The organism is Prevotella sp. P4-51 (assembly GCF_002251455.1).
GTDB lineage: Bacteria > Bacteroidota > Bacteroidia > Bacteroidales > Bacteroidaceae > Prevotella.
Map to the genome: position 1 here is coordinate 100,307 of NZ_NPJM01000066.1, position 24,702 is coordinate 125,008.

General features: G+C 49.8%; 17 protein-coding genes and 1 pseudogene. 6 read left to right on the forward strand and 12 right to left on the reverse strand.

Annotation, left to right across the window (positions count from 1 at the left end; all coding sequences use genetic code 11):
* Positions 1-2 precede the first annotated feature (2 nt).
* The 9 genes from cls to CIK94_RS12535 all read right to left on the reverse strand — a co-directional run bounded on the left by cls (position 3) and on the right by CIK94_RS12535 (position 12,445).
* Positions 3-1,427, reverse strand: coding sequence for a cardiolipin synthase (gene cls, locus CIK94_RS12495; protein WP_094423224.1), 1,425 nt, complete (start codon positions 1,425-1,427; stop codon positions 3-5).
* Positions 1,424-3,136: a hypothetical protein gene (locus CIK94_RS12500; protein WP_094423225.1), complete on the reverse strand. Its 1,713-nt coding sequence runs from the start codon at positions 3,134-3,136 to the stop codon at positions 1,424-1,426. Before CIK94_RS12500 ends, cls begins: the two co-directional genes overlap by 4 nt.
* 6 nt (positions 3,137-3,142) lie before the next feature.
* Positions 3,143-5,122 carry a DNA primase gene (gene dnaG / locus CIK94_RS12505; protein WP_094423236.1) on the reverse strand — a complete coding sequence of 660 codons (1,980 nt, stop codon included), beginning with the start codon at positions 5,120-5,122 and terminating at the stop codon, positions 3,143-3,145.
* Positions 5,123-5,443: 321 nt separating this feature from the next.
* Positions 5,444-7,633, reverse strand: a complete 2,190-nt coding sequence (locus CIK94_RS12510; RefSeq protein WP_094423226.1) for a family 20 glycosylhydrolase — start codon at positions 7,631-7,633, stop codon at positions 5,444-5,446.
* 189 nt (positions 7,634-7,822) lie between these two features.
* Positions 7,823-9,547 (reverse strand): acyl-CoA dehydrogenase family protein, encoded by a 1,725-nt coding sequence (locus tag CIK94_RS12515; protein WP_094423227.1) that lies wholly within the window; start codon positions 9,545-9,547, stop codon positions 7,823-7,825.
* Between the two features lie 61 nt (positions 9,548-9,608).
* Positions 9,609-10,004, reverse strand: a complete 396-nt coding sequence (locus CIK94_RS12520) for an endonuclease domain-containing protein (protein WP_094423228.1) — start codon at positions 10,002-10,004, stop codon at positions 9,609-9,611.
* Between the two features lie 57 nt (positions 10,005-10,061).
* Complete coding sequence (locus CIK94_RS12525; RefSeq protein ID WP_022311266.1) at positions 10,062-11,084, reverse strand: electron transfer flavoprotein subunit alpha/FixB family protein; 1,023 nt, start codon at positions 11,082-11,084, stop codon at positions 10,062-10,064.
* Between the two features lie 4 nt (positions 11,085-11,088).
* Positions 11,089-11,958 (reverse strand): electron transfer flavoprotein subunit beta/FixA family protein, encoded by an 870-nt coding sequence (locus CIK94_RS12530; protein WP_022311267.1) that lies wholly within the window; start codon positions 11,956-11,958, stop codon positions 11,089-11,091.
* Between the two features lie 100 nt (positions 11,959-12,058).
* Positions 12,059-12,445, reverse strand: a complete 387-nt coding sequence (locus CIK94_RS12535) for a hypothetical protein (protein WP_144008403.1) — start codon at positions 12,443-12,445, stop codon at positions 12,059-12,061.
* Positions 12,446-12,753: 308 nt separating this feature from the next.
* Between CIK94_RS12535 and CIK94_RS12540 the strand changes: the two genes are divergently transcribed.
* Positions 12,754-14,748, forward strand: a complete 1,995-nt coding sequence (locus CIK94_RS12540; protein ID WP_094423230.1) for an HD-GYP domain-containing protein — start codon at positions 12,754-12,756, stop codon at positions 14,746-14,748.
* A gap of 81 nt (positions 14,749-14,829) precedes the next feature.
* On the forward strand, positions 14,830-15,300 hold the full coding sequence (locus tag CIK94_RS12545; RefSeq protein ID WP_216820589.1) for a hypothetical protein: 471 nt from the start codon (positions 14,830-14,832) through the stop codon (positions 15,298-15,300).
* Positions 15,301-15,757: 457 nt separating this feature from the next.
* Here the strand turns inward: CIK94_RS12545 and CIK94_RS12550 are convergent, their stop codons facing one another.
* From CIK94_RS12550 to CIK94_RS14970, 3 genes and pseudogenes are all read right to left on the reverse strand, one after another.
* Entirely contained in the window at positions 15,758-16,237 is a 480-nt protein-coding gene (locus tag CIK94_RS12550; RefSeq protein WP_094386725.1) for an ISAs1 family transposase, read from the reverse strand.
* Positions 16,238-16,669: 432 nt separating this feature from the next.
* Positions 16,670-16,888 carry a hypothetical protein gene (locus CIK94_RS14785; protein WP_254046221.1) on the reverse strand — a complete coding sequence of 73 codons (219 nt, stop codon included), beginning with the start codon at positions 16,886-16,888 and terminating at the stop codon, positions 16,670-16,672.
* A 27-nt stretch (positions 16,889-16,915) separates the two neighbouring features.
* Positions 16,916-17,344 (reverse strand): annotated as a pseudogene (locus CIK94_RS14970) (leucine-rich repeat domain-containing protein); the annotation flags it as partial.
* A gap of 823 nt (positions 17,345-18,167) precedes the next feature.
* Here CIK94_RS14970 and CIK94_RS12570 point away from each other — a divergent pair.
* The 4 genes from CIK94_RS12570 to CIK94_RS12585 are packed head-to-tail and all read left to right on the forward strand — an operon-like array spanning position 18,168 to position 24,490.
* On the forward strand, positions 18,168-18,938 hold the full coding sequence (locus CIK94_RS12570) for a phosphatase PAP2 family protein (protein WP_044074736.1): 771 nt from the start codon (positions 18,168-18,170) through the stop codon (positions 18,936-18,938).
* Positions 18,939-18,954: 16 nt separating this feature from the next.
* The gene (locus CIK94_RS12575; RefSeq protein ID WP_044080128.1) at positions 18,955-22,080 is read left to right on the forward strand and encodes an efflux RND transporter permease subunit; all 3,126 of its coding nucleotides are present in this window, start codon (positions 18,955-18,957) and stop codon (positions 22,078-22,080) included.
* Positions 22,077-23,318, forward strand: a complete 1,242-nt coding sequence (locus CIK94_RS14585) for a TolC family protein (RefSeq protein WP_082030915.1) — start codon at positions 22,077-22,079, stop codon at positions 23,316-23,318. The genes CIK94_RS12575 and CIK94_RS14585 overlap by 4 nt, the downstream gene beginning before the upstream one ends.
* Entirely contained in the window at positions 23,315-24,490 is a 1,176-nt protein-coding gene (locus tag CIK94_RS12585; protein WP_044074738.1) for an efflux RND transporter periplasmic adaptor subunit, read from the forward strand. Before CIK94_RS14585 ends, CIK94_RS12585 begins: the two co-directional genes overlap by 4 nt.
* Positions 24,491-24,702: the final 212 nt, after the last annotated feature.

Consider the following 24,702-nt stretch of genomic DNA (forward strand, 5'->3'; position numbering starts at 1 on the left):
GTCTACATCAGTGGCGAGAACATACGCACTACGCCGTCGGCGAGGCGCTGATGGATAGTGTGGTGCTGGAAAAGGTAGTTATCGTCCAGGGGACTGCAATGGGCGAGGTCGCCAAGGAACAGATGCTTCATGCGGAGCGCCATCTCGGTGTCGTAGATGAAAAGATTGGACTCGCAATTGTTCTCAAAACTACGGAAATCGATATTGGTGGAGCCACAGGAGCAGACCATATCGTCGATGATGAGCAACTTGGAATGGTTGATGCCTGGCTGGTAGAGGTAGAACTTGACTCCGGCATCGTGGGCACGGTCTATATAAGAGCGGGCGGCGTGCTCGACAAACCAGCGGTCGGCATGCTCGGGCAGCATCACGCAGACATCGACGCCGGCGAGGGCCTTGGTGGTAAGCGCCATAAGCACGGGCTGGGGCGGGATGAAATAGGGCGTCTCGATGTAGACATACTTGCGCGCCTCGTAGATGAGGCTGACATAGCCCTGCATCAGTCCGTTCCAGGGAAGAAGCGGGCTGCTCAGCACGACCTGTGCCAGACAGTCGTTGGGCTCGACAGTGGGGGCTGGATAGTACTTGTCGTCGCGCAAAATGGAATGGTCTACGAGATACCAGTCATCGATAAAGGAGCGCTGGAGTGAAGAAACGACGGCACCACAAACGCGGAGGTGGGTATCGCACCAGTCGCGACCACGACCGCCCTTGGCATAGCGCAGCGCGAGGTTCATGCCGCCGATATAGCCCACCTTGCCGTCGACGACGCATATCTTGCGGTGGTTGCGGTAGTTGACCTTGCCGGTAAAGGCAGGGAAACGCACGGGCATGAAAGACACGACATCGACACCGGCACCACGCAAACGCTCGAAGAAACGGTTGCTGGTCTCCCAACTGCCCACATCGTCGTAGATGACGCGCACTTCGACACCCTCGCGGGCCTTGTCGATGAGGGCATCGGCAACGAGACGGCCCAGGGCATCGTCGGTGAAGATATAGGTAATGAGATGGATATGGCTCTGGGCCTGACCGATGTCGTGAAGGAGGTTGAGAAAGAAATCGGAGCCCTCGGAGAGTATCTCAATGCGATTGTTCTTGAAGGGAAACGCCAGGGTAAGGCGGGCAAAGAAGTTGATGACGCGCTCATGGCGGGCTGGGATGACGAGGTCGTCCTGGGCGGTAAATCCCTCATAGATGCGCTCGGCGATGAGCATATGGGTGCGGTCGCTGAGGAGTCGCTTCTTGTGGAGATTCTTGCCGAAAAAGAAGAAAAGCACCAATCCCAGAATGGGCACGAAGATGATGGTCATCACCCAGAACATTGCCTTGAAGGGCTGCAGCTCTTCGAGCAACACCTTGACCAGCGCCATTATCACCAGAACAATGTCGATGGCAAGCAACGTCCACAGGATAATCGATGTCATAGTTTCTCTTTTTCTTTCTGTATCTCGGCGAGTCGCTCAATGGCAAAGTCGCTGTTGGGATTGCCGTCGAGCATGGTGCGCAACAACTGCTCGGCCTCGTCGACGCGGTGGGCGTTGAGCATGAACTCAACCTTGCGGCGCTGGAGGAAGTAATAGAAGTTGAGACAGTTGCTGTTGAGGCTGCCCATGTCCATCGAGCGCTTCAGATTGGCAAGCGAGGAGTCGATGAAGCGCAAGGCATCACAGTTGCCCATGCTCACCATACAGTTGACATACTGCATGGTGTATATCAGGTTGTTGATGGAAAGGGTCTGGAAGAGATAGAAATGGGCTATCTCGAAACGGCGCAAATGATAATAACAACTGCCAAGGAGATAGCACACCTCATAATAGCTGCGACGCTCGTCGGCGCCCATCTGGTCGTAGCGGGCGGCGTAGCGCTCATAGGCTGCACCGAGCGGGGAGAGGGCATCAAAGAAGCGGCGTTCGAGATAACGCTGGCGACCCAGGTAGATATACTGTGCCAGGTCGGGCTGCTCGCAATGGGCAAGCACCCGCTGGGTAGCGGTGAGCTGGCTCTCGCCGCCAGACTTGAACTTCTCGCGGGCTTCGTGCCACTGGTAGTTGATGGCGTCGGTCTGCTGCTTCGTGGGTACAAGCTCATAGCCAGCCACAAACGTATGACAGTCGCCTGGTTTGGGTAGCAGGACGGGGCTTACTACCGGTGGGACGAACACTGGCATCAGCGTGAGGGTCACGCGGTAATAGAGCACCGACGGGGTAGTCATCTCGGAATCCAGATGGATGCCAAGATTGTGACTGACGCCATCGCCACTGTCGTCATGATAGGTAAGTTCGACGCCAACCCAACTGTGGATGAACTTGCCATCGGCAATAAGCAACGCGGAGAGGGGGAAGTTGGCAATATCGTCGTCCTCGCCCATGTGGATGTGGGTTTCGTCGTTGGTCCAGGCGGAAAGCGAGTCGATATGGCTGTCGGTGATGCCAAACATGGTGGCAAGGAGCGCACGAGGGGTGATGACGGGATGGGCGGCAGCCTCGTGGTGACTGAAGACGGCAGGCTGGCGGTCTATCTCGAGTTCGTGGAGCAGTTCCAACTCTCCACCCCACTCGACTGTGGCAACTTCATAATCGGCGCAATCGACACTGCGAGCCTTCTGGGTCTCGCTCTCGATTTCGGCCACGACCAACCGCCTCATCTCAAACATCTGCGCCATGACCTTCGTCAGCAATTCATGGGCGTTGACCTCATTGAGAAGAAGACTACAGATGATGTGGATAGCGGCACCGTGGTGTTCCTGATTGACGGAATAGACCACCTTGAACGGGTTCTTGGTGGAGGAATACTTGTTGCATACCGCGCGGACGACGTTGATGTCTTCCAACGACACGAGATGGATGTAATATAATGAGAGTTGGGTGAAAGGGTCATTGTCGGTAAGTTCGATACTGAAGTGGGCACCCTGGTAGTCGAAATGACAGACATTGGACTCGCCCTCCTTGGTCCAGGCGTAGGTGCAAATCATCTTGCGCAGGGTGTCGCTGACCACCTCGAGATTGGTCTGGGCATTGATGTTCTCGAGCTTGAACATCTCCAACTTGGAACCAATGTATTTCTGATAATAGTATCTCACTACGGCACCAACGATAGAAGCCAAGAGAATAAAGACAAGAAAACCGTAACTCATAGGCGTTTATCTGATGACGTTATTGCCTAATTTCTGTGCATAGGCATTGCGCACTTTCTGTATGTCAGCATACTCCTTGAGCAGGCTGGTCATACGGGCTGGGTCGCTGACCGCCGCATTGATTTCGTCGCCAAGCTGCTTCAGGCGACGCTCGGTATAGTCCATGCGGAAGTCGAGCAGCAGATGGACGGTATCGACGCGGAGCCGCTCTTCGGCCTCGAGCTGCAGAGCCTTGACCTCGTCAGCGGTGAGCTTTTTCTTGGGCTCTTCGTTCTTGATGAGCTGCAGCTGGTCGACACTCAGCTCGGCAGCCACCTTGCAGATGTCAATGTCGGAGTGGTGGACAAAGTATTGGAGGGAGTCGAAGCCCTCGTCGGCGCTATGCCGGAAGGCGTCGTCGAGGATGCGGGCGTAGAGGGGATTGGACAGCGCGAGATGGTCGGCCTGCAAATCATAGTAGATGTACTGCGCCACGGTGAGGTCGATGGTGGCATCGCCGGCGGCAGGGATATTGCGGAAAGCCACCTTGCTGCCATCGCGCACAATCATCTGGGCAAGCATACGCTCTACCTTCTCCTGCGGAGAGACCGACGACGCGGGGGCAGCCATCACATTGGTGGGGGTGACCACCTGAGGCGCTTCCTGCTCACGGCGGGCTTCAGAGTTTTTGCTCTCCTTCTGCTCGCGGATGAAGCGGTTCATGGTGTTGATAAGGGTAGCCTCAGCCACACCGGTGCGCGCCACGCAGCTCTGCACGTAGGTGTCGCGGAGTATGGGGTTGGTCACGAGCGAGATGCTCTTCACGATAGAGTTGATGGCTTCGGTGCGCTTAATGGGGTCGGTGACATCCTTGAGCAGCAGGTTGGTCTTGAACTGGATGAAGTCTGTCTCGTGCTGCTCGATATACTGCTTGAGCTCTTCAGCCGTATGCTTGCGGGCGAAGCTGTCGGGGTCTTCGCCGTCGGGCAGCAGCAGCACCTTGAGGTTCATACCCTCGGAGAGCAGCATGTCGGTGCCCTTGAGGGCGGCATGGAGTCCGGCCTCGTCGTCATCATAGATGAGAGTGATATTGGAGGTGAGACGGTGCAGCATGTGTATCTGGGCAAAGCTGAGGGCGGTGCCCGAACCGGCGACCACGTTCTCGATGCCGGCCTGGTACATGGAGATGACGTCGGCCTGACCCTCGACGAGATAGACGCGGTCGAGCTTGGCGATGGCCTTCTTGGCCTGGTAGATGCCGTAGAGCAGACTGGCTTTGTGGTAAACCTCGGAGTCGGGCGAGTTGACATACTTCTTCTCAACGCCCTTGGTACGCTGGTCAAGCACACGGGCGGTAAAGCCGACAACCTTGCCGCTGAGTCCAATCCACGGGAAAACGACTCTGCCGGCGTATCGGTCGATGAGGTCGCCACGGTCGGTCTTGTAGCAGATGCCGGTCTTGAGGAGGAACTCTGCCTGATAGCCTTCGCTCTTGGCACGACGGGCGAGCGCAAAGCGGTCTTGCAGGTCGTAGCCCAGACGGAACTTGGCGATGATATCGTCGCGGAAACCACGGCTGCGGAAGTAAGCCAGACCATAGGCAGTGCCCTCGCCATCAGTCTGGAGCTGGCTCTCGAAGTATTTGGCGACCCACTCGTTGACGATGAACATCGACTCACGCTCACTCTGCTGCTTGCGTTCCTCGTCGGTCATCTCGCGTTCCTGTATCTCGATGTGATACTTGGCTGCAAGCCAGCGCAGAGCTTCGGGATAGGTCATCTGCTCATGCTCCATGATAAAGGTCACGGAGTTGCCGCCCTTGCCGCAGCCGAAGCAGTGGCAAGTGCCACGGGCAGGAGAAACGAAGAAGGAGGGAGTGCGCTCATTGTGGAAGGGACAGAGACCCTTGTAGTTGGCCCCACTCTTGTGGAGGGTAACAAATTCGGAAACTACATCAACGATATTGCACGCATCTTTAATCTTCTCTACGGTCTGTCTGTCTATCAGTGAGCTGCTCATGGGTCATACTTGTCTATCTGATGCAAATATACTCTTTTTTTGCGACATCGGACAACTTTCCATCAATAATGTGAGAAAAAAGTGCAACGTCGACCGCCGTCCCAGCCATGACCGCAGGCTGGCAGGGGCATATATATATAATAAGGTATAGGGGATATGATAATTATGCTGGCTGCGAACAGGCTGTCTCGGCTTATGGCTATGGCTCTTATAACCCAAACAAAGACAACCACAAAGGGCTGATACCTCGCGAGGAGTATCAGCCCTTTGCTGTTTAGAGTGAAGAGATTTATCCTGACAGTAACGCCATTAGTATTCGAGTGAGTAAGTAACGCCACGCCTCATCATATCCTTTGCGGTAGGTTTCAGACGCACGAGGAAGTTGCCATAAGAAGGCTTGTTGCGTGTCCATCCAGCCTCGGCAAGAGCAATCGCGCGCGGATAAGCCTGATAGTAGATACGTTCGGGCGAAGTGATGCACTCACTCCACAGCGTTCCAGCAACACCAAAGAGGTTGTTGTCCTCGAAGCTCTGGTCTCTGCCCCACGACGGGTCAATAGAGTAAGTAGCCTCGAGCGATGTAACGGGCATACCCCAGTTTACCTCCGGCATATCGCCCTTGGCCATGGGATAGTCGAAGTAGCAGTGCTCGCCCGGGCAAAGCATTATGCGTGCGTTGTTATTGACAGCGGCTTCAAGGGCCTTGTCGGTGAGTCCGTCTCGCCAGGCAAAGGTGACACATCCAGGCTGAATCTTCTTGAAGTCGGTCTCGTACCAGAACATGGGAGTCTTGTTGTAGGTATCGCGCAGAAGCCCGATGATACGGTCAAACAGGTAGCCCTGCAGTTTCCAGTTTTCCGAACGGTCGATGGTGGTAATGCCGAGCTGTCTCTTCAGAGCCTGACACTTGGGGCAGTCGGTCCAGCAGTCGAGGGCGGGGTTGCCAGCCTCGTCGCCGCCGAGATGGATATACTTGGAGGGGAAGATGTTGGCTATTTCCTGGAATACATTGCCCAGAAACTCATAGGTGAAGGCATTGCCGGGGCACAGCAGCTCGTTGGACACACCGCAAGTGGTGCGGATAGGAACCTGACGCTGATGGCAAGTAAGTTCGGGGAACACGCTGATGGCAGCCACCTCATAGCCAGGCATCTCGATTTCGGGTATAATCTCCACATGATACTTGGCAGCATACTCCACCAAGTCGCGCATCTGCTCCTGGGTGTAATAGCCCTTGTAGGGCATCAGCAAGTCGTCCTGTCCCCAGCGCATGGAAGCCTGCTCGGTGAGCTGGGGATATTTTTTAATCTCGATGCGCCAAGCCTGGTCGTCGACCAAATGCAGGTGGATGGCATTGAGCTTATAGCGGGCCATCTCGGGGACAAACGCCTTGAGCTCGTCTATAGGTATGAACGTACGGGCAGGGTCTACCATCAACTCGCGTACGTGAGTACGGGGCGTATCTTTGATGGTAAGTTGCGGGATGGCGTCAACACATTCCTTGTTGCCCGAGCCGCGCAGAACCTGGTCGAGAGTCATCAGTCCCCAGAACACACCGCGGGGAGTCTTACCCTTGATGCACACGCCCTTAGAGTCGACGACCATGGTGTAAGCCTCGTCATCGGCAAGTGTAGGGTCGATACCGAGCACGAGCCGTACACCGCGCTGACGGCTGTTCACTATATTGCCAATACGGTTGCTGAGCATCTCGCGAGCCCGCTCTTTCTCATTGTCCAGAGCATTTGCATTGTCATCAGCAGCTGTCACCACGATGTGCCATGCTGTATGCACATTGAAGGTCTTCGCCCCCTTCTTGACACTCAGCTCCTGCGGCATGGGGATGAGACACTGCCGAGGGTCACTTACCTCGCTGGCAAGCCTCGGCTCGGCATAGAAACAGCTCCAGCCAGCCGCCTTCATATAAGCCTTCTCGCTGCCCTTGGGCACCACGAGCTTCACGCTGCCCGGCACGATGCCGTAGAAAGAAGACACCGAAGCCTTGGGCGGCGTCATTGAGTTTACCCTCACCGTCGTCAGTCCCGACAGACGCGCGAAAGCATACTCTCCTATCACGGGCGCACCCTCGATGGTCACTTCTGTCATGCTCTTGCATCCCGAGAAGGCGGCAGCGCCAATGGTATCTACCGAAGCGGGAATGGTGACAGCCTGCAGTTTGTCGCAGGCGAAGAAAGCCTGGGTTCCGATGGTTTTCAACGCCTTGGGCAGGATGATATTTTGAAGTTGGTGGCGCGAGTGGAAAGCGTTCTTGGGAATCTCGGTGCTTTGGGCATCGCCAAGGTCGATTGTACGCACTTGGAAACACAGGTCGCGCATCTGGCGATAGTCTCCCTTTGGCTCGGCCGATAGTCTGCCGGTGAGTTTCAGGCTTATAGCCATCGACTTCTGTTCCGGCTTCAAGTCGCTCATCGTCTTGACCGTCTGCGCCGACAGTGCCGCCGACGCCATTGCTGCGGCTGACATCAATAAGATTCGTTTCATTTGTTATTGGGTTTGATTAGTAACATCCGTTGATTAACCTACTGCAATATTAATAAAAGATATTGACATATGCAAAGGTTTCGGGAGGCTTTCTCTGCTGCTATATATATAATAAGGTGTATAGAAAGAGCGAGGGCGCCACTCCCATGACAGGAGTGACGCCCTCTATACTTAATATGTATAACCCGATTACTCTGCTGTTTCGGTCTCGACAGCGCGGAAGGCTGCGAGGTCCTCTGCTTTGAAGTTCTGGATGTAAGCAGCCTTGCCCAGTACGTTCTCTTCGGCCATGCGCACATATACGTGGGCACTCTTCTTGAAGAGTTCGGGAGCGCGGCTGGCGTCCTCGATGATAAGCAGTGACATGATGATTTCTGCGGTCATGTCGTAGAGACGACGGCCGAGGAAGTCATGAACCTCCTGGTTCTGGGCGTCCTTGACAGCATTGATGGCAGCCTCATACTGCTCTACCATCTTGGCCACACGAGCCTGCAGAGGCTTCATGCAGTCGCATACCTCAGCCTCGAGCATCTCCTTCATGATGGCGAGGTAGGTGCCGTTGGTGATATAGCGGATAGCAGCCACAACCTGCAGCTGGGTGGTACCCTCGTAGATAGAGAAGATACGGGCGTCGCGGAACAAGCGCTGACACTTGTACTCCATGATGAAGCCCGAACCACCGTGGATGCTGATGGCATCGTAGGCGTTCTGGTTGGCATACTCGGAGTTCATACCCTTGGCAACGGGAGTGAACGCGTCGGCCAGACGGGTATACTTCTTCATCTCTGCACGCTCCTCGGCGGTGAGCTTGCGCTCACGGGCGATGTCTTCGAGCGACTTGTAGATGTCTACATAGCGTGCTGTCTGATAGAGCAGCGAACGACCGGCATCGAGTTTGGCCTTCATGCGTGACAGCATGTCATATACGGCGGGGAAGTTGACAATCTTCTGACCGAACTGGGCACGCTCCTTGGCGTAGGCAAGACCCTCGTTGTAAGCCTCCTGCTCTACACCAACCGACTGGGCGGCGATACCGAGACGGGCACCGTTCATCAGCGCCATCACATACTTGATAAGACCCATACGGGTGCTGCCGCAGAGCTCAGCCTTGGCATTCTTGTACACGAGCTCACAGGTAGGTGAACCGTGGATACCCAGCTTGTGCTCGATATGACGTACGGTGACACCACCGTCGCGCTTGTCGTAGATGAACATAGACAGACCACGGCCGTCCTTGGTTCCCTCTTCCGAGCGGGCCAGCACGAGGTGGATATCAGAGTCACCATTGGTGATGAAACGCTTCACACCGTTCAGGCGCCATGTGCCGTCCTCGTCCTGAGTGGCCTTGAGCATCACGCGCTGGAGGTCTGAACCGGCATCGGGCTCGGTGAGGTCCATAGACATGGTCTCGCCGGCAGCGATACGGGGAATATACTTCTGGCGCTGCTCCTCTGAACCGAACTCATAGAGAGTGTCGATACAGCTCTGGAGGCTCCATACGTTCTGGAAGCCGGCATCGGCAGCAGAGATAACCTCTGACAACATAGAGAACACCACGTTGGGGATGTTCAGACCGTTGTAGCGACGAGGCATAGAGATGCCCCAGAGTCCGGCCTTACGTGTAGCGTCGAGGTTCTCGAAGGTCTTGCTGGCATACACCATGCGACCGTCAACGAGGTGTGGACCCTCAAGGTCTACATCCTCAGAGTTAGGCTCGATAATGTTAGCAGCCACATCACCGGTGATATCCAGGATGCGCTTGTAGTTCTCGATGGCGTCCTCGTAGTTGACGGGGGCGTCAGCAAACTGGTCTTTGTCTGCATAGTCGCGCTCCTTGAGCTCAACGATGCGCTTCATCAGAGGATGGTTCAGGTGGAACGCGATCTCTGGATGGTCTGTATAATAATTAGCCATAATCTTATATTAGCCCCACCCCGACCTTCCCCAAGGGGAGGGAGTAGAAAATGAAGGCTGTTTATTTGTTTTTTATTCTATTGTCTATCTCTCTTAGCACATTCTCGATTTCCTGGAGTACCTGTTTATTGGAAAAGCGTATTACCTCATAACCTCTCTGCTCGAGCCATTCGCTCCGCAAACTGTCATCGGCCGCCTGGCGCGGCTCTGCATGGTAAGCGCCAGCTATTTCAATTACAAGTTTCTTCTCAACACAGGCAAAATCGACAATGTAATCGCCTATGATATGCTGCCGGCGAAAATGGTAACCACAGCTTCTGGTTCTTCTCAGATAGTTCCACAGCAAGGATTCACACGGAGTCAAGTGGCGGCGGTTCTCCTTGGCAAAGGCCTTCAATATGGGATAAAGGCAGGGAGAAGCATCCTGAAATCCATAAGCTGTATCACCTTTTTTCATCAACAACACCCATCCCCCCTTTGATACCCTCCCCTTGGGGAGGGATAGGGAGGGGCTTTACTTAGAATTTTGTTTGTAATACTTGATGAGTTTGGGCACTACCTCTTCCACGTTACCCACGATGACATAGTCGGCAATCTTGTTGATGGGAGCCTCGGGGTCGTTGTTGATAGAGATGATGATGCCTGAGTCCTGCATACCGGCAATGTGCTGAATCTGACCGGAAATACCACAGGCGATATATACCTTGGGATGAACGGTGACACCGGTCTGACCAATCTGGCGGTCGTGGTCTACCCATCCGGCATCGACAGCGGCACGGCTGGCACCAACCTCACCATGCAGCTCCTTGGCCAGTTGGAAGAGCTGGTCGAAGGCTTCCTTGCTACCTACACCGTAACCACCGGCTACCACGATGGGGGCACCCTTGAGGTTGTGCTTGGCAGCCTCGACATGACGGTCGAGAACCTTGACTACGTAGGCCTCGTCAGAGACATACTTGCTCACCTCGGGATAGACAACCTCACCCTTGGCGTTGCCCTCGTAGAGAGCTTTCTGCATCACGCCAGAGCGTACGGTGGCCATCTGAGGACGGTGGTCGGGATTGACGATGGTGGCCACGATGTTACCACCAAAGGCAGGACGAATCTGATACAACAGATTGTCGTAGTGCTTGCCGCTCTTCTTGTCGTCATAGTCACCAATCTCGAGCTGGGTACAGTCGGCTGTAAGACCCGATGTGAGTGATGAGCTCACGCGGGGACCCAGGTCGCGGCCAATCACGGTTGCACCCATCAGAGCTATCTGTGGCTGCTCCTCCTTGAAGAGGTTGACCATGATATCGGTATGGGGAGCCGAGGTGTAGGGGAAGAGACCCTCACCGTCGAACACGAACAACTTGTCAACGCCGTAGGGAAGAATCTGGTCTTCCACCTGGCCCTTGACGCCTGTACCGGCAACGACAGCGTGGAGCTCCACACCCAGTTCGTTGGCCAGCTTGCGGCCTTTAGTAAGCAATTCCTGAGAAACCTCGGCAACCTGTGTGCCTTCGACTTCGCAATATACAAATACGTTGTTCATATCCTTAACCTATAATCTTTTCGTCCAACAATTCCTTTACCAGACCCTCGACGTCGGCGTCGCTCGCTGTAAGGGTCTTGCTTTCCTTGGCCTGGAACACGATGTTCTTTACAGCCTTTACCTTGGTGGGTGAGCCAGCCAGACCACACTGTCCGGGGTCACCATCGACGTCGGCTACCGACCACTGATTGAGGGTCAGATAGGGGCGCTCGTCATAGAGAGCAGACCAGGGCTCGTCGCCCTTGCGCTCCATAGGACAGGTAGCATACTTGTACTTCATCACCAGCTTGGCATTGCAGGGGCGGCAGGGAGCAGCGCTTCCGTTTACCGTTACCACTACAGGCAGAGGAGCCTCGACTGTCTCCACGCCACCGTCGATGTGACGACGGATGGTGGCCTTGCCGTCTTCTACCTTGATGATTTCCTCTGCATAGGTCACCTGGTTGAGACCCAGCTTCTGGGCTACCTGAGGACCTACCTGGGCGGTATCACCGTCGATGGCCTGACGACCTCCGATAACGATATCTACATTGCCTATCTTCTTGATGGCTGTAGCCAGTGCATAAGAGGTAGCCAGGGTATCGGCGCCGGCAAACAGACGGTCGGTAAGCAGCCATCCGGTATCGGTGCCACGATAGAGGCCCTGACGGATTATCTCGCCGGCACGGGGAGGACCCATGGTGAGCACTCCTACGGTGCTGCCGGGATTCTGCTCTTTCAGACGCAGAGCCTGCTCAAGGGCGTTCAAGTCTTCGGGGTTGAAGATAGCGGGCAACGCGGCACGGTTTACAGTGCCTTCTGCGGTCATCGCGTCTTTGCCCACATTTCTTGTGTCTGGTACCTGCTTTGCAAGTACAACAATGTTCAAACTCATAAAAAATATATTTAATTATATTGATTTTAATGCAAATACGGCGCAAAATTACAAATATTTTACAGCTTATGCAAATTAAAGAGAAAAAATTTGCACAGTCTTACGCAAACTGTGCACAAAGCGCAACTTTTGTGCAATTTTTAGATAGCATCTCGGTGATGAGAGTCCGAAGCTGCGCCATCAGCGCCACGCTATATATATAATAAGGTGTAATCACGGCGATTGTCACGACGACCTGGCAGCGGCGCGCGGAGGGAGCGGCGATGGGGTCGGTGCCCACACGGCTATGGGCGGAGGGAGCGGCGATGCCCTCTGCCCGCCCCGCGCCCACCTCCGCGCGGTGGCTCACCCGCGCAAATACTGCCGAGGGCCACACCATCCTCGTGGCGAAGCACGAAATAAGAATTGCGAAGCATGAAACGATGACGGCAAACCTGGATATACTCGTTTCGTGCCATGATTTCAACTTTAAGATGGCTGCGTCCATAATTACATGCCTCTGAGAAAACCTTACATCAAGCGGCGCCCTACTCTCCCCGCCCTCCACCATCGCGATCTGGAGCACGGCAACAGCCACGATGGATGCCCAGAAGCAGTAGAAAACCGCCTAAATGGCGGTGCAGACAAGGGTGTAGCCACTTTTTGTCAGCAAGCCAATAGAAATTATAGAAAAATAATTTGCCATATCAGAATAAATGACGAAATTTGCAATAGTTATTGTCGTGTGCATAATGAATGACACACAGCGGTATCAGACAGAGACAATGTCTTACTTGAACAGAATATTATAACAAGATGTGTATACCATCTATGCCTTGCGAGATTTTCCACCGCCCCGCAAGGCTGTCATCGGGTAACAGCGGCAAACGGCTATCCATCATGCTTGCCGCCATCGTCTGCACCATCGCGTGCATGGCACAGCCAGCCTCACCCGCACATCACTACGAATTCAGAAAGTGGTTTCGCACATTGGCACAAAACCGCGTGGAGTACAACCGCTACAATGACAGCATCTTCCAGATACGCGACCACGACCAGTGGACGAGGTTTCTACAGGTGCGGGCAAGGAAGAACCATGAGATAAACCTGTCCAACAGGCTGATTATCGACAGCATCAACCACGCCGTGACCGTCGGAGAGGTGCTCAACGACCGCAGCCTCTACAGCGAATTCATCAGAGCTTTCACCCTGGATTATTTGAGAGCCGGCAAGGCCGACCCCTTCAACACGCTCACCCTCTGCGACGCCATGCAACGCTACAGCGACCACCAGCCCGACAGCCTGCGCATGGACAACTGGCTGCACCTGTGGCGGGGAGTGGCCTATTTCCACATCTTCAGTCTCGACAACGACACCACCACGCTCCGTACGTCATACAACCACTTCAGAGCGGTGCTCGGCAAGGAGAGCGAGCGTTTTCCCGCCTACAAGCAGTGTCGCGTCACAGCCCTTTACAACCTGTCGAGCTTTGCTTGGTTCAACAGCAAGATAATGACCGTAAGACAGTTGCGCACGAACATGCGCACCATGCGCCTCATGCTCAATGACACGACCATCCACATCTCTCCGAGTCTGATGGCAAGACTGAAGAACAAGGCAGAAAGGATGGACGAGCTGCTGATACGCAACGTGTATCTCTACGACAGCACCATGATGAAGAGCCAGGAAGCCACATGGCTTATGACCAAGCTGGTAAAGAGCTACAAGAAAAAGAAAAACATGGACGACGAGCAGTATATGAACATGCTGCTCATGCAGGTAAGGCTCCAACAAATCACCGCAAAGGAAGCTCTGGACGCCTACAAGAGCCGGTATGCCCGCAACTGGAACCTGATAAAGGGCGTAAGGCTCAACGACGAGGAGTTCATGGACTTCATCCAGCAGTATTACTCGATACTCTACCTCAACGACATTGCCGATATCCCCTACAGAGAGAAGCGCCGTACGGTCAAACTGCTGTGCGGACATATTGTAACGGCGTTCAGAAACCGCCACGATGACCAGCACTCCACCCAGTTTGTAAAGATGCTCAAGACACTGGTCGTCTACGAGCGCATCACGCGATACCTGAAGCCCGAAGAGAGGGTCGACTTCCTCGAAGAGCTCATCGTGACCACCGACTTGCCCACCTATGCCCACTCGGTGCACGTGGCAGAGATAGCCACGACCATCATCAGCGCCATGGTGAAGAAAGAACCGCAGCTGCTGGTAGGCTACCTGGGCTGTCAGAACGCGCGCAACGTGACCAGGCACAAGAAGCTGTTCGTGGAATACATGCGCAGGGCGGCAGAGTTTCACGACTTGGGCAAGACTATCATGGTTCCCGTGGTCAACAACGACTTCAGACCGCTCACCGATATGGAGCGCAAAATTATACAGGGGCATCCGCGTCGCGGACTGCGGTTTCTGGAGCTCGACCCACGACTGGCGCCATTCCACGATGCCATTCTGGGTCACCACAAGTGGTACAACGGCAAAGGAGGTTACCCTGCAGACTTCGACAACACCCGCTCGCCTTACCGCCTGCTCATCGACATACTCACCCTGAGCGACTGCCTGCAGGCAGCTACAGAGCGCATAGGCCGCAACTATAAGAACCCGAAGACATTCAACACCGTAATCAACGAGTTCCGCCAAGAAGCCGGCACCCGATACAACCCCCAGGTGGTAGAGTTTATAGACCGTCATCCGGAGTTGGCCAACAGGCTCAGATGGCTGCTCACCGACGGATGGCTGGACATCTACTACATGATATACAAGAAGTATTTTGCCAATACCGACAAGCAGTAGCACCCCACCGCCAGCCACCATCGTCCCAGCCAGCCATCGCCCCGCAGCCGGCTGAGCAGGAGTGACAGCGGGGATGACGATTTGTCACATAATTTTGTAGGAAAAGCTGAAATTAAATGTGCAGAATGGATAGGGCATCATACATTAATGTTGGTGCCCAGACATGAAAAAGCCACTAGGATATTAGAGTTGTCAACTGGCTATTCTTGGAATGATGCCCAAGAGAGTATGACCATCAACACTCCCAACGGTATTTTCGAGCTGAAAGGGATGAACAGTTTGACATATAAAGGCAAACAACATACCTTAATGGGAATACCATTGGAGAAAGTTTATCATCAGAAAAGGGTAGAAGAAAGCTTATTCAATAGTAATGATTTCGTGCCAACCCTACCAAATAATCAGATAGTCACCCAAGGTTTCTATGATACAATTAAAAACTTTGTAGATACGGTAGAAGGGAAAAAAGTATCATCAATACAATCTTTAGAAGCGTTTATCGACACTTATAAGTTGTTAGAATCAATTCGTTCAATTCAAAATAAGCAATAGATATGGTAAAGCAAATTGTATTTTTAGTTCTTTCTGTTATGGCTTTGAGTTCTTGCTCTACAGAGCAAAATGCAATGGAGCCAATCAGAATGAGTGACGTAATAAGTTCGGGCTGCACCTCTTCCTTTTCTGCAAAAGAAAGTCATCCGGAATATTATGAAAGTGAAATGGAGAAGTCTCCAAATATGGTTCTCTCGGTGGATGCAAAAGGGGCAGGTCATTTCAATGTGACTGACCTCCGAGGAAACTGTGCGTTAAATGGTTTTAGACCTCAGGTTAGTTCACAAGCCAACTCAATCTGTATCGTTTTGGTTCCATTGGGCGACCCCACTGTTGAAGCTGACTGTATGTGCCACTATAATGTGAGTTTTAAGCTGTCAAATTTAACAAATGACAGTTATCATTTGGCAGTCTATCTCTCTGATTTCGCAGGCAAATATGATTCAACCCAACCGCTTTATGAAGGAAAAGTCTCTTTTCTGGCCTTTATCTCGTTAGATTTTTCTCCAACCTTTTCTTGTCCTAATGATACGCCATTGTCAACAGCCCAGGCACTCACCATTCTTATGGGACAAATTTTACCATTCTCATCTTCCGATCTTGCACCACGCATTTCCTTGCCATCAATAGCAATAACGCCCTTATATTTTCCGTATAAATCTTGTACCCATTCACGAAATCCTGCCTCAAATTCCTTGGGATTTATGATGGAAAAAACGCGATTAAATGTATCATGACTAGGTATTTCTTCAAGGCCTTTTATTCTGGACTTGAAAAAATCTATATGGGCAATACCAAATTCTTCTATTTCATTCCAACTTTCAGCACCACCTATAATCGCGGCTAAAGTGATATAAATGATACTTTCAAGACTGTGTTTTTGAAGATGATTACGACGCGGATCTTGGATATTGTTCAATATAATCGAGATATTCATGCTTTTTTGGGGAGTAAAGGTAATACTTTTTTAGGAAATACCTTTGATTATCATGGAGAAAAGTAATGCATCGGCCCTGGTCTCGGTCGGCGCGTGTGTGCGTTTCGGTCGGCGCGCGTGCTCACACCGACCGATGCGCGATGACCATCAAACTTCTTTGACACGACAAAGGAGTCTTTTTGATACGACCTATCTGCGTGATATAATTGAGCGTAACCATCTACGCAATCCAGAAGGATTGAAGGAATTGGTGCGTGTGCTTGCCTCGGGCATTGGTTCATCAACCAATCCAACGAGAATAGCCAATACCTTTCAATCTGCACAAGGAGTAACCATAAAAAGGGGGTGTGTCAAAAGTCAAACAAGCGGGCTGTTTAAACTTTTGACACACCCCCTATAAAAATATTGTCTCACAAGGATGCTAGCCACCCATTATTGAACAACAACTTTCTTCACGCTACCATCGCTATACTTCACGATATTCAATCCCTTGGTTGGACCTACCAATCGCTGACCATTTACTGAATAGCGAGCTACCTCCTCAACATCGGTAGAAGTTGTAGTCTTGTCGATGCCTGTTGCGTCGAACTCTACTATGTTCTCAAAGTAGTCGCCAAAGAGAGAGAGCCAGTAATCATCACGAGTTCCCATTGGTACATAAAGTGTGCATTTCTTGGCATCAACTTCTCCGAATACATTACTACCTATTTTTGGTACTTTCTCTGCATATACATAAATAGAAGTTAATCCACTACAGCCTTGGAATGCGCGATTGCTTAACTCGGTAATACCAGCAGGAAGGTTTAAACTCGTTAATCCGCTACAGCCATAGAATGCTTCATCGCCTATTGAGGTAATACCAGCAGGAAGGGTTAAACTCGTTAATCCGATACAGCCACTGAATGCGTAAGAGTCTATTAAGGTAATACCAGCAGGAAGGGTTAAACTCGTTAATCCGATACAGCCATAGAATGCGCCATTGCTTATCTCGGTAATACCAGCAGGAAGGGTTAAACTCGTTAATCCGCGACAGCCACTGAATGCGCCAACGCCTATTGAGGTAATACCAGCAGGAAGGTTTAAACTCGTTAATCCGCTACAGCCATAGTATCTATTATTAGTTGATTATCAGTATTATACGCTCTAAACGGTAGAAAAGTGGCTATGTGGATTCTGTTTAGATACGAAAAGGTAATATTTAACGTATTTAACTTTTAGTTACACCAAAAACCAATGAAAAGGGATAGGATGAGGTGTTTCTACTGAAACCGCAGTATGAAAAGCAAAGGAGTCATACAGATTTTACTATGGTTCACGCATCTAAAAAATGGTATACATATAACTTTGCAACCGAGTTGCAAAGTTTATTTGCTATCTTTGCAGCCAAATTGAAAATATAATGAAGCAGAAGCTCTACATAACTATTTTGGCTTTGACAACAATTGTTTTGTTGGCATTGTCGTTTATACCGCACCATCATCACGAAAGTGCGGTATGTACCGTTGTGGAGCATTGCAATAGCGACAACGCTGACAATGACAAACATACGTCACATAAGGACGATGGAACAAAGTGCTTCGAACAAGGCAGTTGGGATGTTGTGTCAGTAAAGACTTTACATACAAGTAACATACATTATTTATATCATGCAATAGTATGGGCTTTATCTCGTATTATGGGATGGGTGTCAGAACCAACTAAGACGGTGTTTGACACTCGCATACCTATTATTATAAAGGCGGAACTATTGCGGATAAATGGACTTAGGGCACCTCCTTTTTATCGTTTCTAATAGCGTTGTTTCTTTTAAGGGGGGCAACGTACAGCGACTATACCTATTCATATGGAAGGTATAGTTACAAATCAATCATTTTTATTATGAACTTGCAAGTGCTTCAGTGTTTGGAGCACAGGCATTAGTTATTGCAAAATGTCAATTAAGGAAATTCTGGCGCTTGGCGCACTGGCTTTTCCTCTTTTGTCGTATGCACAAAGCAAAGACAGCTTGACATTCACACAAGATAGCACAGACATGACTTCTATGAAGAGGTCAAGTGTCGTGCCTTATATTATACCAATGTCACTTATGTCGTATGGAACGGCAGAGGCTATTGTTATGAATAAAGGCAGGATGCTGAACTATGCTATCGGACATGAGGTTATAACCCACAAGCCAATAGCCATAGGGATTGATGACTATACACAGTATGTGCCAGCTGTAAGCGTATTGGCATTAAATCTGTGCGGAGTAAAAAGTTGTCATAACCTAAAAGAACAAACGATGCTGTTGGGGTTGTCAAGTTTGCTGACGGCTATATCCGTAAATGGCTTGAAATACACAGTAAGAGAGATGCGTCCTAATGGCTCACGTCGCAATTCTTTTCCATCTGGGCATACAACAGTTGCCTTCATGGGGGCAGAACTCTTGTGGCAAGAATACAAGGACACTTCACCGTGGATAGGTATAGGTGGTTATGTCATAGCTGCAAGTACAGGAGCATTGCGTGTGTATAACAACAAGCATTGGATAGGAGACGTGGCATTTGGAGCAGGATTGGGTATTCTGTGTACGAAATTGGCATACAAGTTATATGAGCCGATTTCACGCAAGATGCACAACAAACAGTCCAAGCGAACAAACACTGTCTATCCATATTATAACGGACAACAAGGAGGACTAGCACTAACTATACAATTATAATTAGAACGATAAAGAAATGTTTCAAAAAATAATTCAATTATCAATCAAGAACAAGGTAACTATAGGTATGTTGACCTTGGTGCTCATTATATGGGGCACATGGTCGTTGTCGCAGTTGCCTTTTGACTCTACACCTGATATTACAAATAATCAAGTACAGGTGATAACCCAAGCTCCATCATTGGGAGCGCAAGAGGTAGAGCAGTTTATAACCACTCCAGTAGAAATGGCTTTGGCCAACATTCCACGTGTGGAAGAACGCAGAAGCATCAGTAGCAGCGGCTTGTCTGTCATTACATTGGTTTTTGATGACGATGCAGATGTATATTGGGCTCGGCAGCAGGTAAGCCAACAACTAAAGGAGGCAGAGGAAGTCATACCACAAGGTAAGGCAACCATAGGTATGGCTCCTGTCACTACTGGTTTGGGAGAAATATTCCATTATACCATTCGTGCAAAGAAGGGATATGAGGACAAATACAGTTTGTCAGATTTACGTACCATCCAAGATTGGATAGTCCGCAAGCAATTGTCAGGAACACCTGGCGTTGCAGAAGTCAGCGGCTGGGGTGGATATGTGAAGCAGTATGAAGTGGCTGTGGATGCCGACCGTCTCAATGCTGTTGGTCTTACAGTTACAGAAGTTTACGATGCCCTTGAAGCAGGCAACGAGAACACAGGCGGAAGCTACATAGAGAAAAATAGTAACCAGTATTTTATCAGAGGCTTGGGACTTGTTTCAACACTCGAAGACATAGAGCGTATCCCTGTCAAGACAGTCAATGGCACGCCTATCTTGATACGTGACATTGCAAAAGTACAATATGGTTATGCCACACGTTATGGTGCAGTTACACGCAATGGCGAGGGTGAAGTGGTGGCAGGTATCTCACTGATGCTGAAAGGTGAGAATTTCCAGCAAGTTATTAAGAACGTAAAAGAGCGTATTGCGCAGATTCAGAAGAGTCTGCCAGAGGGTGTAGTCATAGAACCATTCATAGACCGCACTCAGTTGGTAGACCGTGTTACTGGAACCATCACCCGCAACCTTATCGAGGGTGGCCTCATTGTTGTGTTCATACTCGTTCTGTTCTTGGGTAATTATAGGGCAGGATTGGTGGTGGCATCCGTCATTCCGCTCGCTATGCTGTTTGCTTTTGGTATGATGCGGTTGTTTGGTGTCAGCGGAAACCTCATGAGTTTGGGAGCCATTGATTTTGGCTTGATCGTGGATGGCGCAGTGATTATCGTAGAAGCCGTATGCCACCATATAGGTATCAGTCGTGACAAATACCATGGCTTGCGCTTAACACAAGAGCAGATGGACAAGGAGATATATCATTCCGCTTCCAAGATTCGTAAGAGTGCAGCCTTTGGCGAAATCATTATCATGACGGTATATCTGCCATTGCTTACATTGGCTGGTATAGAAGGAAAGATGTTCCGTCCGATGGCACTTACCATTTTCTTCGCCATCCTTGGAGCGTTTATCCTTTCGCTTACCTACGTACCAATGGCAAGTGCTCTGTTTCTTAGCAAGGAAAGTGTACATAAGACTAATTTGTCAGACCGTCTGATAAACAAGTTACAGAGTTGGTATAAGCCTATCATCACCAAAAGTCTGCAACATAGCAAGGTGCTCATAGCTTCCATGGTGCTGCTGTTCGGCATCAGCCTTTTCGCTTTCACTCGTTTGGGCGGTGAGTTTATCCCGAATCTTGAAGAAGGTGACTTTGCAGCCGAAATCAGCATGGCACAAGGTACATCACTCTCTCAGATGGTGAAGACCTGCACTCAGGCAGAAAAGATATTGAAGTCTAAGTTCCCGGAGGTGAAGCAGGTGGTAACTCGCATCGGTAGTTCAGAGATTCCAACCGACCCAATGCCTATAGAACGAGCAGACATGCTTATAGCCCTCTATCCGAAAGCAGAATGGACATCTGCCAAGACAAAGGACGAACTCATGGAAAAGATGGAAGAAGCCTTGGGAGCTATTCCTGGAATGGAAGCCGAATTGACACAGCCAATCCAAATGCGAAACAACGAACTGATTACAGGTATTAAGCAGGATGTCGCCATCAAGATATACGGCAACGACCTTGATGCTCTGCAAGCATCCGCAAAGCGAGTGGCATCTCTTATCAAGCGTGTTGACGGGGTGTCTGACCCATTTGTCGAGAAAGTACAAGGTTTGCCACAGATTCAAGTAAAGTACAACCGAGATCAGCTGGCTAAATATGGCATTTCGATAAGAACTGCCAACAAGGTGCTTGAAACTGCTTTTGCAGGAAGCCGCTCGGGATATGTGTTTGAGGGCGACAAGCGATTCGACTTGGTGGTGCGTATGGACAAGGAGTTACGTAATGATATAAAAGCTATAGAAAGTCTGTACCTTCCTCTGCCCGATGGTGGAACAATTCCTCTCCAGCAAGTAGCACAGATTACATTGACTGATGCACCTGCACAGGTTACACATGAGGATGGACAGCGAAGGATATTTGTCGGTTTCAATGTAAGAGGACGAGACATACAGACCACAGTAGATGAAATTCAGGAGGTTTTAGACAAGGAACTAAAATTGCCAGCAGGTTATTATTACACTTATGGCGGTCAATTCCAAAATCTTCAAGAGGCAACCGGTCGTTTGATGCTGGCAGTTCCTTTGGCATTGCTCGTCATTTTGGGTTTGCTGTATGCTACGTTGAAGAATATCAGGGAAACCTTGTTCGTATTCTCAGCCATTCCTCTCTCTGCCATTGGTGGTGTGTGGGCTTTATGCCTGCGAGGTATGCCTTTCAGCATTTCCGCAGGTGTAGGTTTCATTGCCCTCTTTGGTGTGGCTGTACTGAACGGTATTGTACTGATAGGACAGTTCAATACTTTTGAGAAAGAAGGCGTGACGGATGTAAAAAAACGAGTGATAGATGGTTGTATGCTCCGTCTTCGTCCTGTCATCATGACCGCATTGGTAGCTTCCTTAGGTTTTATGCCTATGGCCTTGTCAACTGGTGACGGTGCTGAGGTTCAACGACCGTTGGCTACTGTGGTCATCGGCGGATTGGTAACAGCCACGATATTGACACTTGTTGTCTTGCCATCTATTTATAAGACATTCACCAAGAAAAAAGAAACAAACGTATGACAAGAATAAGATTGTTTATATTAGGCGTACTGTCTATGGCATTCGCCTCCATGTACGCACAAAATGAGAGTTGGTCTTTGCAACAATGCATAGACCTCGCTCTTGACAACAGCCTATATATGAGAAATGGGCAAATTGCAGTTGGAAAAGCTAAAGACTTGCAGGGTACAACATTTGATATTGAAAAGACCTCTATAACGCTCAGCCAAGATCCGACATCTGGCGGAAGTCCAGACAATGGCATTTTGATAAGCCAGACCTTTGATTTTCCTACGGTGTATAACGCCCGAAACAAGTTCTTGAAAGCTGAGACTGCCGTTGCGCAAAGTCAGGTGGCAATAGTAGGCAACCAGTTGGTAAGAGATGTAACATCTGCATATTACTCGTGGCTTCATGCACATAGCACTTTGCTCGTGTTGCAAAAGCAAGACAGCGTATATCAGCACTTTCTGCAACTGGCATCGGCTAAGTACAAATCGGGGGAGGCTAACCAGTTGGAACAGATGAATGCACAACGATTGCTGAATGAAAATCGGATAAGTTTGCAAAGAGCAGAGAATGACTGCAAGAAATATTTATTGCAGTTGAAACAGCTCATCAATACCAATACTGACTTCACTCCTCAAAACGAGGGGTTGGCAAAACTACATGACGCGAATCTTGGGGAAACTAATTTCTCAGACACGCCACTTGGACGAAACATGCAAGCACGCCTCATAAGCAATGAACGTAGTGTTTCGCTTGCCAAGCAGGGGTATATGCCAAGCTTCACTCTCGGCTTTACAACACAGGCTGTCATCAAAGGATTCAATCCTTACAATGTTGACAGAAGTAGGTTTTCCAAAGGTAACTTCATGGGATTTGAGGTAGGCATCGGCATACCCCTGTTTTGGAAAAGCAATCGGTCAAAAGTCAAGGCTGCCAAACGTGATGTGGAGTTGGTGCAGAATGAGCGTGCATTGGCAGAACAGCAGCAGAAAACGCTTATGCGTGATGCCACAAATGAGTATATGAGAGCAAAACAAGTTCTTGATTATTACGAAAGACAAGGCAACGCCGAGGCAGCACTCATGGCGAAACTATCTCAGATAAACTACGAGAACGGAGAAATGGGGTATGTGGAATACATACAAAACCAAACTTCGGCTCTTGATGTACAACTTCGTTACATAGATGCTGTCAACGACTATAATCAAGCTATCATCAATATCAATTATCTCAACGGAAATAAACAATGAAAACATTTAATATCATCATCATTGCTGTCATCAGCATATTTCTTGCATCATGCACAAAAGGCAAGCAGGAAGAAGTAAAGGAAAACAAAGTAGAGGAGCAAGGCTATGAAACCATTGAACTTACTCAAGAACAGATAAAGACGGTTGGCATTACGCTCGGCAAGGTTGAGAGTCGCTCTCTCAACAATGTGATACGTGCCAATGGCGAACTTCAGCTCAACCCGCAGGATATGGCAGACGTGACTTCTCTCGTAGGAGGTGTTGTCCGCAAAATTTATGTAACAGAAGGACAGCTGGTGAAAGCAGGTCAAGTGGTTGCACACATAGAGAATACCGAAATCGTAGGATTGCAGAAAGACTATCTCATTGCTGTAAAAGAGACCAATGTAACACATCAGGAGTTGCTACGCCAAAAGACATTGGCTTCACAGAAGGCAGGAGTGGAAAAGACCTTGCAACAGGCATCAGCAGCATACGAGATGGCACTGGCTCGCCAGACAGGGCTTTACAACCAGCTCCGTCAAATTGGCATTAACACCAACCTTGTGAAACAAGGCAGAATCATACGGCAGGTAGCTATCTCTGCTCCAATTTCTGGCATCGTGACGAAGATAAGCATAAAGAGTGGAAGCTATACGGAAAGTTCACAATCATTGATGCAAGTAGCCAACAATGCCGCTGTGTTCTGCAACTTGAATGTTTTTGAGCGCAATATCAATCAAGTTGCTAAAGGGCAGAAAGTAGATTTCGTCATCACCAATAGCCCGAATATTCATTTCAAGGGAACAGTAAGAGAAATTAATCGCTCGATGGATTCTGACACCAAGGCTATATCCGTACGTGTCGGTATTGATACAAAGAACATCACTGAACTTATTCCTGGCATGTATGTGACAGGCATCATCAGTATGGGCAAACAAAATGTGCCAGCCTTGCCTGACGATGCTATTGTAAATGCCAATGGCAAGCAATATGTGTTCGTGCTTGAAAAAAAACACAAAGAAGGCAATGACGTAAAATATCAATTCAAGCAGATGGAAGTCGTTGCAGGTGTAAGCGAATTGGGATATACGCAAATAGATTTCGTCGCTCCTATTAGCAAGAATGCAACTGTTGTCACTTCCAATGCCTTCTACATAGCGTCTATGACGGCAGACCATGGGGAAGAATAAAAGGAAGAAACACAAATGAAATAATATACCTTTATAGTCAAGATGTGAGATAAGCTTTAGATAATCTCACATCTTGATTTTTACAGAGAGTGTAAAATAAACTGTGTCAGGCTATAATAATAATAGTTTAACACAGTTCTTATAATATGGACAATTTGGAAATAGACTACAAGAAAGCAGCCCAGCAGCTGCGTAGCGGTGAAGCACTCTTT